Origin of the sequence: Amycolatopsis orientalis DSM 43388 (assembly GCF_000411975.1) — a bacterium.
In the GTDB taxonomy this organism is placed as follows: domain Bacteria; phylum Actinomycetota; class Actinomycetes; order Mycobacteriales; family Pseudonocardiaceae; genus Amycolatopsis; species Amycolatopsis orientalis_D.
The window spans coordinates 72,628-85,685 of sequence record NZ_ASXG01000148.1 but is presented as its reverse complement, the minus strand read 5'-3'; the positions used below and the strand labels follow the sequence as shown (position 1 = coordinate 85,685).

Genomic DNA, 13,058 nt, shown 5'->3' with positions numbered 1-13,058 from the left:
GGTGTGTGTCAGCGAGCCGGAACAACCTGGGCCGGTCCGCGGTTATTCCGGCTCAGTCCACCCGAGGAAGGATCGCCGTGCCGAGCGAAACGCAACCGCTGCGCAAACTGGGTTTCCTGACGATCGGCCTGTTCGACGGCGCCGACCCGCGGCCGGGCCACGAATCCACGCTGCGCGTGCTCGAGCTCGGCGAGCAGCTCGGGTTCGACAGCGCCTGGGTCCGCCACCGGCACCTGCAGTACGGCATCTCGTCGCCGGTCGCGGTGCTCGCCGCGGCCACCCAGCGGACCAGCCGGATCGAACTGGGCACCGCGGTCATCCCGCTGGGCTGGGAAAACCCGCTGCGGCTGGCCGAGGACCTGGCGACGGTCGACGTCCTGTCCGGCGGACGGCTCAACCCGGGCGTGAGCGTCAGCCCGCCGATGCACTACGAGGACGTGCGGGCCGCGCTCTACCCGGACACCGGCGACCGCGAAGACTTCGGCTACCCCCGGGTCTCGCGGCTGTTGTCGCTGATCCGCGGGGAGCCCGCTTCGACGTTCAGCGGCGTCGAAGGCATCGAGACGTTCTCCGACCGCGTCCAGCCGCATTCGCCCGGCCTGGCCGGCCGGATGTGGTACGGCGGCGCGAGCACCCGGTCGGCGGCCTGGGCCGGGCAAGCCGGGATGAACTACCTGACCAGCAGCGTCGTGCGCGCCGAGGAAGGCTCGACGGATTTCGAGAAGATCCAGCTCTCGCACGTGCGGGCGTTCCGGGAGCAGCATCCGGACGGCGCGCAGGCGCGGGTTTCGCAGGGCCTGGTGGTGATTCCGACCGACAGTGCCACCGCCGAGCAGCGCGCGAAGTACGAGGATTACGCGGCACAACGCCTGCCGCGCACGAAAACTCCGCAGGGCCCGGCCGGCCTGCTGTTCTCGCCCGATTACGTCGGCACTTCCGCGCAGATCGCCGAGCAGCTGTACCGGCACGCCGCCTTCCGCGAGATCGACGAGGTCGCCTTCGCCCTGCCGTTCACCTTCGAGCACGAGGACTACGTGCAGATCCTCACCGACCTGGCCACCCGGCTGGGCCCGGAGCTGGGCTGGAAACCGGCGTCCTGACGGCCGCGGATGCTAGCGTGGCGGGGTGCCGGATTTCACGTCCACAGTGGACATTGCCCGTCCTGCCGGAGACCGGCGCGACGCCCTCGCGTGGGCCCGCGCCGTCTGGGAGGACGCTCCGCCGCCGCTCCGGACCTTCCTGCGCGCCGGGTGGCTCGCCCTCGGCCTCACCACCCGCCTGGCACCCGACCGGGTGCTGGGCTGGACCGTCGCTTCGGCCGCGCCGGACCGGGTCGTGCTCGAAGCCCCGTCGCCGCTGCTGACGACGCGCAACATCGTGCACCTCGACTCGGACCGGGTGCACTGGACGACTGAGGTCGGCTACGACCGGTTCCCGGCCCGCCAGCTCTGGGCCTTGGCAGCGCCGATCCACGAACTCGTCATTCCGGCGCGCTTGCGGCAGGCTGCCGGGGCGGCGCGGCCCGGCGACCTGCAGCACCAGATCGTCACGACGTTCCAGCGCAAACTCGGGAACCCCGTCCTGTCGCGGCTCCCTGGCCAGACCCTGCTCGAAACCACCGGCCGCAGCTCCGGCCTCCCCCGCCGGACCCCGATCGGCGGACGCCGCGTCGGGCGGGAATTCTGGCTGGTGTCGGAATTCGGCGAGCGGTCGCAGTACGTGCGCAACATCCAGGCCGACCCGCGCATCCGGCTGCGCCTGCACGGCCGCTGGCTGCGCGGGACCGCCCTGCTGCTCCCGGACGACGACGCCCGCGCGCGGCTGAAGGCGTTGCCCCGCTTGAACAGCGCCGCGGTCCAGGCGTTCGGCACCGACCTGCTGACGATCCGGATCGACCTGGACTAGGGCCGCTCACGAGTCGGACAGCACGGCCTCGATCGTGCGCCGCGCGTTGGCCGCCAGCACCGGATTCGTCTCGCGGTAATACGGCAGCTGGATCAGCGCGATCGACAACGCCCAGCCCCGGCCGCGCTGCCACGTCGCGTCGTCGACCTCCACGGCCTCGCGGAACACCTCCCGCTCCGCCGCCGCGAACGTGTTCCACGCCGGGATCACGTCCACCGCCGGATCGCCGACGCCCACCCCGGCGAAGTCCAGCACCGCGCTCAGGCCGCCATCGTCGACCAGCACATTTCCCGGCGACAGATCCGCGTGCAGCCACCTCGGATTCCCGGTCCATTCCGGTGCCGCGAGCGCCTTCTCCCACGCCGCGACATACGCCGGGTCTCCGCCCAGTTGCGCGATCGCTTCCCGGGTCGGCACGTCGCGGGTGCGCAGCGGGCGGCCGCGGCTGATTTCCGGCGCGCCGGCAGGGTCGAGGCGGCGCAACGCTTTTACGAACGCGCCCAAGTCGCGCGCCACCTGCGCGTCGCCGAAATCCCGGTTGGCCCCGGGCAGCCAGCGCAGCACCGACCAGTTCCAGGCGAAACCCTCGCCCGGCCGTCCTCCGGCCAGCACTTCGGGCACCGCGACCGGCAGCCGCGGCGCGAGCCACCGCAGCCAGCGCTGTTCGCGGCCGATCTCGGCGGCCGCGCGTGCCAGCCGAGGCAGCCGCACCACCAGCTCGTCGCCGAGCCGGAACATCGCGTTTTCCGTCCCCGACGAGGCGACCCGCGCGACCGGCAGCCCGGCCCACCGCGGAAACTGGGCCGCGACGAGGCGACGGACCAGGTCGTCGTCGATGTCCGCTTCGTCGGCGTGCATCCGATTCATCGGCATCGAGCAAACCGCGTCGGCGCGACAGCGGGCAACCGGTTTATTCCCGTTTCCGCGGACTGTCCCAGACGCTGGTTACCGTCGCCCGCGCGCCGGGGTCCGCGCCACACTGCTGGCATCCACGGGGAAAGGACTTCCCAATGGGGATTGTCAAGTCAGGCAGCTACCGGGATCGGGGGTGAATCGTGGTAGCGGGCGTTGTCGCGGAGCATGGCCCAGAGGACGTTGAGGCGTCGGCGGGCGAGGCAGAGCAGGGCTTGTTCGTGTCGTTTGCCTTCGGCGCGTTTGCGCTGGTAGTAGGCCTTGGAAATCGGGCAGTTGGGCAGGCTGGCCGAGGCGGCGAGGTAGCAGGCGCGCAGCAGGCCGCGGTGGTAGCGGCGAGGTCGTCGCAGGTTGCCGCGGATGCGGCCGGAGTCGCGGGGAACCGGGGCGAGGCCGGCGTAGCCGGCGAGCCGGTCGGCCGAGCCGAACGCGGTTGTCTCGCCGCCGGTGGCGGCGAGAAATTCCGCGGCGAGGGTCGGGCCGAAACCGGGCAGGGTGAGGATCACTTCGGCAAGGCGGTGCTGGCGAAACCGTTCCTCGATCATCGCGTCGATCTCGGCGATTTCGGTGTTGAGGGCGATCACCCCTTTGGCCAGCCGTTCGACCATCGCGGCGGCGAGTTTCTGGCCGGGCAGCGTGGTGTGCTGCGCGGCGGCGGCTTCGACGGCCGCGTGTGCGACCGATTCGGCTTTGCGGACCTTGCGGTGGCGCAGCCAGCGGGTCAGGCGTTGCTCGCCCAGTCTCCGGATTCCGTCCGGGGTCTGGTGTTCCGTCAGCAGCAGCAGGTGTCCTTTGCGGGACAGGTCGAGGCTGCGTTCCAGCGCGGGAAAGTACTCCAGCAGCTGGTGGCGGATCCGGTTGATCGCCCGGGTGCGGTCGCAGACCAGGTCGGTGCGCCGGTTGGTCAGGGTCCGCAAGTCCACCGCGATCTCGTCCCCGGCCCGCAACGGGCCGAGGTCGCGGCGGACGCGGGCCTGGTCGGCGATGACGAACGCGTCTTTCGCGTCGGTTTTCCCTTCGCCCCGGCAGGTTCCGGCAGCTCGGTGGACCTTCAAACCCGTGATGTAGACCAGTTCCTGGTCGTGGTTGGCCAGCAGGCCGATCAGCAGCGCGGCGCCGCCGCTGTTCAGGTCGATCGCCCACAGCGCATCGGTGTCGACGGCCGCGACGTCGGCGATCAAGGCCAGCAGTTCGGTTTCGTCGTTGCGGACTCGCCGGGACAACAGCCGCTCGCCGTTGTCGTTGATCACCACGCAGTGGTGGTGTTCCTTGCCGATGTCCACGCCAGCCCAGATCCGGGGCACGACCGCCTCCGTCATTCACGAGAACAGTTCACCCGCAGACGACCACGCCGACGGTGTCCTACACAGCGATCCACGCATATCCCAATGAGCGGTCGAGTCGTCGCGGGGGCCCGGGCGGCCAAGTCCTTTCAGCCTTGCCAACAGCGACAGCATGAGAGCCATACCCGGAGCCCCAGGGCCCACCGATCCTACGAATGACCAGTTCAGACCCAACAAAGAAGGTAGGACGCAGCATGACAGGGCACACCGGACCACGGCTCGCCGTCGCGCTGGAAGGCGCCGGCTGGCACCCTGCGGCGTGGCGCGAACCGGACGCCCGCCCGGCCGACCTGCTCACCGCCGGGTACTGGACCGGCCTGGTCCAGGAAGCCGAAGCCGCGCACCTGGACTTCGTCACCTTCGAGGACTTCCTCTCCCTGCGCGATCCCAGCGAACCGACCGCGCGCGCCGACCGCGCGCAGACCCGGCTGGACGCGGTGCTGCTGGCCTCGCGGATCGCGCCGCTGACGTCGCACATCGGCCTGATCCCGACCGCGGTCGTCACCCATACCGAGCCGTTCCACCTGTCGAAGGCGATCGCGACGCTCGACTACGTCAGCACCGGCCGCGCCGGCGTCCGCGTCCAGGTTTCCAGCCGTCCCGAAGAGTTCCAGCACTTCGGCCGCCGCACGCCGCCCGAGGCGGCCGACCTGTTCGAGGAAGCCGCCGATTACGTCGAGGTGCTGCGCCGGCTGTGGGACAGCTGGGAGGACGACGCCGAAATCCGCGACGTCGCCACCGGCCGGTTCATCGACCGGGACAAACTGCACTACATCGACTTCGAGGGCCGCTGGTTCTCCGTCAAAGGCCCGTCCATCACGCCGCGTCCGCCGCAGGGCCAGCCGATCGTCGCCGCACTGGCGCACGGCCCCGACGCCTACCGCCTCGCCGCCCGCCAGGCCGACGTCGTGTACGTGACCCCGGCCGACCGCGCGCACGCCGCGTCGATCATCGACGAGATCGGTGCGCCCCTTCAGGTTTTCGCCGACCTCGTGATCTTCCTCGACGAGACCGAACAAGCCGCCGCCGACCGCAAAGCCCGCCTGGACGACCGCGCCGAGTTCGCTTCGGACGCACACGTCTTCACCGGCACCCCGGCCCAGCTGGCGGATCTCCTGCTCGACTGGCACGCCGCCGGGCTGACCGGGTTCCGCCTTCGCCCCGGGGCGTTGCCGCACGACCTGACCGCCGTCACCCGCGCCCTGGTCCCCGAACTGCGCGACCGGGGCGCGTTCCGCACCGGCTACGAGGCCTCGACCCTGCGCGGGCTGCTCGGCCTGCCGCGCCCGGCCAACCGCTACGCCGCCTGAGTCCCGGGAGATTTCCATGACCGCCAAGCAAATCCACCTCGCCGCGCATTTCCCCGGGGTCAACAACACCACCGTGTGGAGCGATCCCGAAGCGGGCAGCCACATCGAGTTCAGCTCGTTCGTCAAGCTGGCCCAGACGGCCGAACGCGCGAAGTTCGACTTCTTCTTCCTCGCCGAAGGCCTCCGGCTGCGCGAACAGAACGGCCAGATCTACGACCTCGACGTCGTAGGCCGCCCGGACACCTTCACCGTGCTGTCCGCGCTGGCCGCGGTGACCGACCGCCTGGGCCTGGCCGGCACCATCAACTCCACCTTCAACGAACCGTTCGAGGTCGCGCGGCAATTCGCCTCCCTCGACCACCTTTCCGCCGGACGGGCCGCGTGGAACGTCGTCACGTCCTGGGACGCCTTCACCGGCGAAAACTTCCGCCGCGGCGGCTTCCTGCCGCAGGACCAGCGCTACTCCCGCGCCGAAACGTTCCTGCGGACCGCGTGGGAGCTCTTCGACTCCTGGCGCGGCGACGAACTCCTGGCGGACCGGGAATCCGGCCGTTTCCTGGCCGACCGCGGCGGCGATTTCGCGCACCACGACGAGCATTTCGACATCTCCGGCCGCTTCCCGGTCCCGCGCAGCCCGCAGGGCCGCCCGGTCACCATCCAGGCCGGCGATTCCGAAGAAGGCCGCGAATTCGCCGCCGCGACCGCGGACGCCATCTTCACCCGGCACGGCACGCTCGAAGCAGGGCAGGCGTTCTACTCCGACGTCAAGGGCCGCCTGGCGAAATACGGCCGCTCCCCGCACGAACTGGTCATCCTGCCCGCCGCCACCTTCGTCCTGGGCGACACCGACGCCGAGGCGCACGAACTCGCCCACGAAGTCCGGTTGCAGCAGGTCAGCGAACAGACCGCGATCAAGTTCCTCGAACAGCTCTGGAACACCGACCTCAGCGACCACGACCCGAACGGCCCGCTCCCGTCGTTCGACCCGGTGGTCGGCGACCTGATCTCGAAGGGCCGCGCGAGCGTCCGGATGCACCGCGACCCGATCGCGACCGCCAACGAATGGCGGCAGCTGGCGGAGGCGAAGCACCTCTCGAGCCGGGAACTGATCATCGAGGTCACCGGACGGCAGAACTTCATAGGCTCCGCGGAGACCGTCGCGTCCGCCATGAACGAACTCGTCCAGGCCGACGCGTCGGACGGATTCATCCTGGTGCCGCACGTGACGCCGGGCGGGCTGGACCGGTTCGCCGACCAGGTGGTGCCGCGGCTTCAGGAACGGGGGGTGTTCCGGGAGGACTACAGCGGGCCTACTCTCCGGGACCACCTCGGGCTTTCCTGAACCCTGCCCGCGAAAGCCGGCTGCTCTGCCCGGGCGGCCGGTTTTTTTCGTCCCGGCGCCGGTCGCCACTCTATGCCCATCAGGCTATGGCGGACCCGGCATTAGGCATTTGTGCGGCATCTCGCGCTGGCCGAAACTCACACGACCAGCCGAAGGAGACGAAGATGTCCGCGCAAGAAAGCCGCCTCGCTCAGCGGTCCGGACCAGACGCACGGGTGCGCCCCGGCGTGCTGTGGTCGTTCACCGCACTGACGTTCCTCGCGGTCCTGCTCGACGGGTTCGACACCGTCAGCCTGGCCTTCTCCCTGCCCGAGATGGCGGCCGGATGGCACGTCTCGCCCGCCGATTTCAGCCTCGCGCTCGTCCTGACCAACCTCGGCGCGGTGGCCGGCTACGTCCTGTCCGGCTGGCTCAGCACCGTGCTGGGGCCGAAGCGCTTCCTGCTTCTGGGCGTGGCCTGGTACGGGCTGTTCACCCTGATGGTGGCGGCGACCCTGCCGATGCACTCGATCCCGCTGCTGGCCGGTCTGCGGTTCGTCACCGGGCTCGGGCTGGGCGCGGTGCTGCCGGTCGCCATCGCTCTCGGGTCCGCGCACGCACCGGCGCGGCTGCGGGAACGAGTCGCGGTCCTCACCACGCTCGGCCTGGCGGTGGGCGCGACGGTCGGCGGGTTCGTCGGCGGCTCTCTGATCTCCTCGCTCGGCGCGCGTGGCGTCTTCTGGGTCGCCGGCGCGCTGCCCTTCGTGGTCGCGGGTGCTTTGATGCTGCACCCGATGCCGAACGCGCTGCCCGCCGACGCCGTGGCCGATGCCGCAGTCCGCCGCCGCGAAGCAGCGGTCAGCCAGCTCTTCACTCCCCGCCTGCGCGTCTTCACCGCGGTGCTGTGGGTTTTCGCCTTCGTCGCGTTCTTGACCACTTACATCATCAACAGCTGGGTGCCCTCGCTGCTGAAGGACTACGGCTTCACCGCCGTCCAAGCGCCGCTCGGCATCGCGATGTACAACCTCGGCGGCATCCTCGGCACGCTCGTGCTGGTCCTGCTTTCGACCCGGCTGGGCACCGCCCGGACCCAGGTCGTCACCAGCTGCTTCGGGATCGCCGCGCTGGCGGTCCTCGGCGTGGCCCAGCTGACGCACGCCGGAGTGCTCGTGGCGCTGCTGATCGCCGGAGCCGGGACGATCACCAACGGCAACGGGCAGATGGCCGTCGCGACGACGCTGTACCCGACGGGCGCCCGCGCTACCGGCATCGGCTGGAACGCAGCCGTCGGCCGGGTCGGCTCGATCGTCGCACCGGCCGTCGGCGGCGTCCTGATCGCCGCGTCCTTCGGCGCCCGGCCGATCCTGCTGATCGCCGCCGTGCCGGTCGTGGTCGCACTGGCCTGTGCCGCGTTCCTCGGTTTCCGCCGTCCGGCGCCGGCCGACCGGTGACCCCGCAAGCCCACCACCTCCCCGCTTCTCCCGGTCCCCGGGTGTCCGGCCGCCGGACGGTCGCCCGGGTCCGCGGAGTGCGGGTGCGGGACCGGTCTGGCGCCCTGGTCGACGACGTGAACTTCGACCTGCGCGCCGGCGAGCGCCTGGGGATAGCCGGCGGTCGCGCGTCCGGAACGAGCGCACTCGCCAGGGCGCTCGCCGGTCAGCCCGCATCCGGCGAGACAGTCACGGGCGGAACTGTCGAGAACGACGGTGACCTCTGCGGGCTCGCGGAGCGGAAGTGGGCGCACCTGCTGACGGGCACGCTCGAGCACGACGAGCTCCGCCGCGCCCTGGCGCAGGGAGCCCGCGCCGTCGTCGTCGACCAGGCCGGTGCCCGCCCGGACGCGACCGATTCCGCCTTTCTCCGCCGCACCTTCGCGGAGCACGACACCCCGCTCGTCCTGGTGAGCGACGACCTCGCCCTGCTTCGCCAGACCTGCGACACGGTCCAGATCCTGCTCGCCGGCCGGATCGTCGAGCGCGGGCCGGCCGAGGAGCTCTTCTCCCGGCCGCGCCACCGCTATCTCGCAGCGCTGCTCGCCGGCGCACCCGAGCGGGTGCACGCGCCGACCGGCGGCTGCGCGTTCGAACCGGGCTGCCCGGTCGGCCACGGCCGGCCCGAGTGCTCGGCCTCGTTCCCGGCGAGCCGCAGCTTCCCCGGCCCGACCGGTTCGGTGACCGCCAAGTGCCACCATCCGGTCCCTACCAGCTCGGCCGACCCGGGCCGCGCAGACAAGGAGCACTCTCGATGAAGATCGGCGTCGACGGAAGGAAACTGCCGGGAGCGCCGGACAGCAGCGCGGTCGACCGGCTGCGCCGCGCCCGCGAAATCGGCATGGACGGGATCTTCTTCCGCACCATTCTCGACGTCACCCCGACGCTGGACCGGGGCGTGCTGCGCGAACTGCGCGCCGAGGCGGACCGGCTCGGCATGTACCTCGAATTGGGCCTGGCGAAAGTGAATCCGTACGCCAACGCGGAAGCGCCCGAGGTGCGTGAGCTCGGCGAAGGGGACTACGCCCGCGGGATCGTTCTGATGATGACCGCGGCCGCCGAGATCGGCTGCCGCGAGCTGTGGGTCGGAACCGCCAACTACAAGCCGAAGCTTCCCGGCTACTACGTCTTCGACCGGTTCCGCACTGACGTGTCCTGGGCCGATCAGCTCGCCGCGACCGAGAAGTTCCTGCGGCAGCTCGCTCCCGCGGTCCGCGACCTGGGATGTCACCTGAATGTCGAGACACACGAGGAGATCACTTCGTTCGAGGTGGTCCGGCTGGTCGAAGCCGTCGGGCCGGACACCGTCGGCATCACGTTCGACACCGCCAACGTCATCGCGCGCGCGGAAGATCCGGTCGCGGCGGCCCGGCGTGTCGCGCCCTACACGCGGATGAGCCATGTCCGCGACGTCGCGTTGATGCGCACCGACTACGGCATCGGCCGGATGCTCGCGCCGTGCGGCGAAGGCGTCTTCGACTGGCGCGAAATCCTCCGCGTCCTCGCCGCACACAATCCGGAACTCACGCTGTCCATTGAAAACTCGCGCGACCGGACCGTCATGCCGGTGCACGTCAACGACCCGGCGTGGCTCGCCGCGCATCCCGACCTCACCGACGCCGAACTCGCGGAAGTCCTGCGGCTCACTGACGAGTACGCCGCACGCGCCGAACGCGGAGAGATCCCGGCGACCGGCTATTTGCTGAGCCACCCGTGCGACGAGGCGGAACAACTCCGGTTCATCGAAAAGACCGCGAGCTACTTGCGGCACGTGCTGGCGCACGAACTGCAGACCATCTGATGCGCACCCGGATCAACGCCCGGTTCGTCGTCGCGCACGACGGGCAGGACCACGTCGTGCACGAGCACGGCGAGGTCGTCTACGACGGCGACCGGATCGTCCACGCCGGCAGCCCGTTCGAGGGGACCGCGGACGTCGAGATCGACGAGGGCGACGCGCTCGTCGGTCCCGGTTTCGTGGACCTGAACGCGTTGGGGGACATCGACCACGCCGTTTTCGACACCCATCAGCCACCCGCTCTCGCGTCCGGGCTGGCCTGGTCGGAGGACTACGTCGGACGCCGGAGGGAGGTCTTCACCCCCGGGGAGCGCGCGACGATCCGGGAGCTGGCGTTCCAGCAGCTGCTGCTCAACGGCATCACCACCGCGATGCCGATCGCGTCGGAGATCTACACCTCGTGGGCGGAGAACTACGACGACCTCGCCGCGGCCGCCGCCAGCGCCGCGCGGCTCGGCCTCCGGGTCTATCTGGGGCCCAGCTTCCGGGCGTCGGTGCCGATCGTCGACGCCCGCGGCGAACCGGGAGTCTTCGAAGATCTCGCGCTCGGGGAGCACGGCCTGGCCGAGGCGGTCCGGTTCGCGCAGGACTTCGACGGCGCCTCGGACGGGCTGGTGCGCGCCGCCTTGCTCCCCTCCCGCGTCGAAAACCAGACGACCGGGCTGCTCCAGCGCGCGAAAGAAGCCAGCGACGACAACGGCTGGCCGATCCGCCTGCACGCGGGCCAAACCCTGTCCGAAGTGGACGCGATCGCGCACCGCCACGCACTGCGGCCGATCGAGTATCTCGACGCGATCGGCTTCCTCGGGCCGCGGACCGCGATCCCGCACGCCTGGGCCGTCGACGGGCACAGCCAGCTGCCCGCTTCCGGGCACGCGGACCTCGACCGGCTGGCCAGGTCGGGCACGACGGTGGTCTTCTGCCCGATGGCGGTCGCCCGTTTCGGCGTCGTGCTGGAGTCTTTCGACCGCTACCGGGCGCACGGCGTCGCGATGGCGATGGGCACCGACACCGCCCCGCCCGACATGGTCCGCGCGATGGACACCGGGATGGTCCTCACCAAGGCTGTCGAACGCGTCAAATCGGCGGGATCCGCCGCCGACCTCTACCGGGCCGCCACCCTCGGGGGCGCGCACGCGCTGGGCCGCGCCGACCTCGGCCGCCTTTCCCCCGGCGCGCAGGCCGACCTGGTCTCGTTCGACCTGTCCGCCCCGCATTTCGGCCCCGTCGACGACCCGATCCGCAGCCTCGTCATGAACGGCAACGGCCGCGACGTGCGCCGAGTGGTGGTCGCCGGGCGGACGACGGTCGAGCACGGGCGGGTCGTGGGCGTCGACCACGAGCGGTCCCGAGCCCAGGCACAGGCGATCCACGACAAGTACCGGGCGAGCTATCCCGAACGCGACCGCCTGCGCCGCCCCGAGCACGAACTCTTCCCGCCCTCCTTCCGGATGGAACGTCATGCCGACCGTCGCTGAACGCACCGCGCCCCGCCGGATCGCGCTGGTGGTCACCAACGCGACCGTGATCACCCTCGATGCCGACCGGCGCGTCCTCGAACGCGGCGCGGTGGCCATCGACGACGGCAAGATCCTCGCGGTGGACACCGCCGAGGCCGTCGCCGCCGAGTACCTCGGCGACGAGGTCATCGACTGCGGCGGCAAAGCCGTGCTGCCCGGCCTGATCGACGCGCACGGCCACGGCGGGCACGCCCTGATGAAAACGATCGGCGTCGACTCGCTCTCGTGGTGGATGCGGATCGCCACCCGGGCGTACTTCGAGCACACGTCCGCGGAGTACTGGCGCGCGGACGCGGCGCTGGCGGCGATGGAACGGATCCGGTTCGGGGTCACCACCGGAGTGTCCGTATTGGGTTCCCAGCCGCGGTCGGACGTGCCCGAGATGGGGAACGCGCACGCCGAAGCCTACGCGGCGAGCGGGATGCGGCTGGTGCTCGGCGTCGGCCCGGCGGGACAGCCGTGGCCGCGCGAAACCCGGTGGTGGGACAACGGAATCCAGCGCTCGCACACGGTCGGACTGGAGGAGATGATGGCCGGCGCGGAAGCCACCGTCGGCCGCTGGCACGGCGGTGCGGACGGCCGCGTCCGGGTGTACGTGACGCCCTACACGATGGTCCCGTCGCTGAGCCCGAGCGGGCCGCTGCCGCCGGACCAGACGACCACGCTCACGCCGTCCGACCGGCTGCAGTCGGAACTGGTGCGCGATCTCGCCCGCCGCCACGGCACGAGAATCCACACCGACGCGTTCGGCGGCATGATCCGGCTCGCCCACGAGCAGGACCCGAACGCCCTGCTCGGCCCGGACGTGCACTTCCAGCACGGCTTCGGCCTGAGCCCGGACGAGGTCGCGATCCTGGCCGAGACCGGCACCGCGGTGACTCACGGGCCGGGCGTCGTGGTCGGGGCGCTGCGCGGCCGGTGCCCGGTCCCGGAGCTGATGGACGCGGGCGTCCCGGTCGCGATCACCACCGACGGCTGTGCGCCGATGTCGTCGTTCGACCTCTTCGCCGCGATGCGGCAGGCGCAGACGCTGACCCAGCTGCAGCTGCGCGACGTCTACCTGCTGCCGCCGGGCACCCTGCTGGAGTCCGTCACCGTCCAAGCGGCACGGGCGCTGGGCTGGGCGGACGAGATCGGGTCGCTGGAGCCGGGCAAGGCGGCGGACCTGATCGTGGTGGACACCCGGCAGGCGCACCTGTGGCCGGTGCACATGCCGGTGCAGGACCTCGTCTACAAGGCCGGCGGCCAGGACGTCGAAACCACTGTCGTCGGCGGCCGGGTGCTGATGCGGGATCGCCGGGTGCTGACGATGGACGCCGACGCGGTGCTGGCCGAGGCTGCGGAAGAAGCCGCGCTCATCCGCGAGCGCGGCGGCTTGGACCGTTTCGTCACGCCGCCTGCCTGGGGCGTGACGCGGCAGCGATTCACCTCGCCCGTCCCGTTCGAGGAGTGACCGCGG

At 71.0% G+C, this 13,058-nt stretch carries 11 protein-coding genes; 9 read left to right on the top strand and 2 right to left on the bottom strand.

Features of this window, described 5'->3' with window-relative positions; translation table 11 throughout:
* Positions 1–77: 77 nt before the first annotated feature.
* Entirely contained in the window at positions 78–1,100 is a 1,023-nt protein-coding gene (locus tag L942_RS29735; protein ID WP_037366955.1) for an LLM class flavin-dependent oxidoreductase, read from the top strand.
* A 25-nt stretch (positions 1,101–1,125) separates the two neighbouring features.
* The gene (locus tag L942_RS45600) at positions 1,126–1,905 is read left to right on the top strand and encodes a nitroreductase/quinone reductase family protein (RefSeq protein WP_235079482.1); all 780 of its coding nucleotides are present in this window, start codon (positions 1,126–1,128) and stop codon (positions 1,903–1,905) included.
* 6 nt (positions 1,906–1,911) lie between these two features.
* Here the strand turns inward: L942_RS45600 and L942_RS29725 are convergent, their stop codons facing one another.
* Both L942_RS29725 and L942_RS29720 read right to left on the bottom strand, forming a co-directional pair.
* Positions 1,912–2,778 carry an aminoglycoside phosphotransferase family protein gene (locus L942_RS29725; RefSeq protein WP_037366952.1) on the bottom strand — a complete coding sequence of 289 codons (867 nt, stop codon included), beginning with the start codon at positions 2,776–2,778 and terminating at the stop codon, positions 1,912–1,914.
* Positions 2,779–2,930: 152 nt separating this feature from the next.
* Positions 2,931–4,136, bottom strand: a complete 1,206-nt coding sequence (locus L942_RS29720) for an IS110 family transposase (RefSeq protein ID WP_037366950.1) — start codon at positions 4,134–4,136, stop codon at positions 2,931–2,933.
* A gap of 218 nt (positions 4,137–4,354) precedes the next feature.
* On the opposite strand from L942_RS29720, the gene L942_RS29715 reads away from it, so the two are divergent.
* From L942_RS29715 to L942_RS29685, 7 genes are all read left to right on the top strand, one after another.
* Complete coding sequence (locus L942_RS29715) at positions 4,355–5,470, top strand: LLM class flavin-dependent oxidoreductase (RefSeq protein ID WP_037366948.1); 1,116 nt, start codon at positions 4,355–4,357, stop codon at positions 5,468–5,470.
* Positions 5,471–5,486: 16 nt separating this feature from the next.
* Positions 5,487–6,812 (top strand): NtaA/DmoA family FMN-dependent monooxygenase, encoded by a 1,326-nt coding sequence (locus L942_RS29710; protein WP_200862965.1) that lies wholly within the window; start codon positions 5,487–5,489, stop codon positions 6,810–6,812.
* 164 nt (positions 6,813–6,976) lie between these two features.
* Positions 6,977–8,242 (top strand): MFS transporter, encoded by a 1,266-nt coding sequence (locus tag L942_RS29705; RefSeq protein ID WP_051166341.1) that lies wholly within the window; start codon positions 6,977–6,979, stop codon positions 8,240–8,242.
* An 83-nt stretch (positions 8,243–8,325) separates the two neighbouring features.
* On the top strand, positions 8,326–9,039 hold the full coding sequence (locus L942_RS29700) for a hypothetical protein (RefSeq protein ID WP_051166340.1): 714 nt from the start codon (positions 8,326–8,328) through the stop codon (positions 9,037–9,039).
* Positions 9,036–10,082: a sugar phosphate isomerase/epimerase family protein gene (locus L942_RS29695; RefSeq protein WP_037366941.1), complete on the top strand. Its 1,047-nt coding sequence runs from the start codon at positions 9,036–9,038 to the stop codon at positions 10,080–10,082. Before L942_RS29700 ends, L942_RS29695 begins: the two co-directional genes overlap by 4 nt.
* Positions 10,082–11,557 (top strand): chlorohydrolase family protein, encoded by a 1,476-nt coding sequence (locus L942_RS29690; RefSeq protein ID WP_037366937.1) that lies wholly within the window; start codon positions 10,082–10,084, stop codon positions 11,555–11,557. Before L942_RS29695 ends, L942_RS29690 begins: the two co-directional genes overlap by 1 nt.
* A complete protein-coding gene (locus tag L942_RS29685) occupies positions 11,541–13,052 on the top strand; it encodes an amidohydrolase family protein (protein WP_037366934.1) in 1,512 nt (503 codons plus the stop codon). Before L942_RS29690 ends, L942_RS29685 begins: the two co-directional genes overlap by 17 nt.
* Positions 13,053–13,058: the final 6 nt, after the last annotated feature.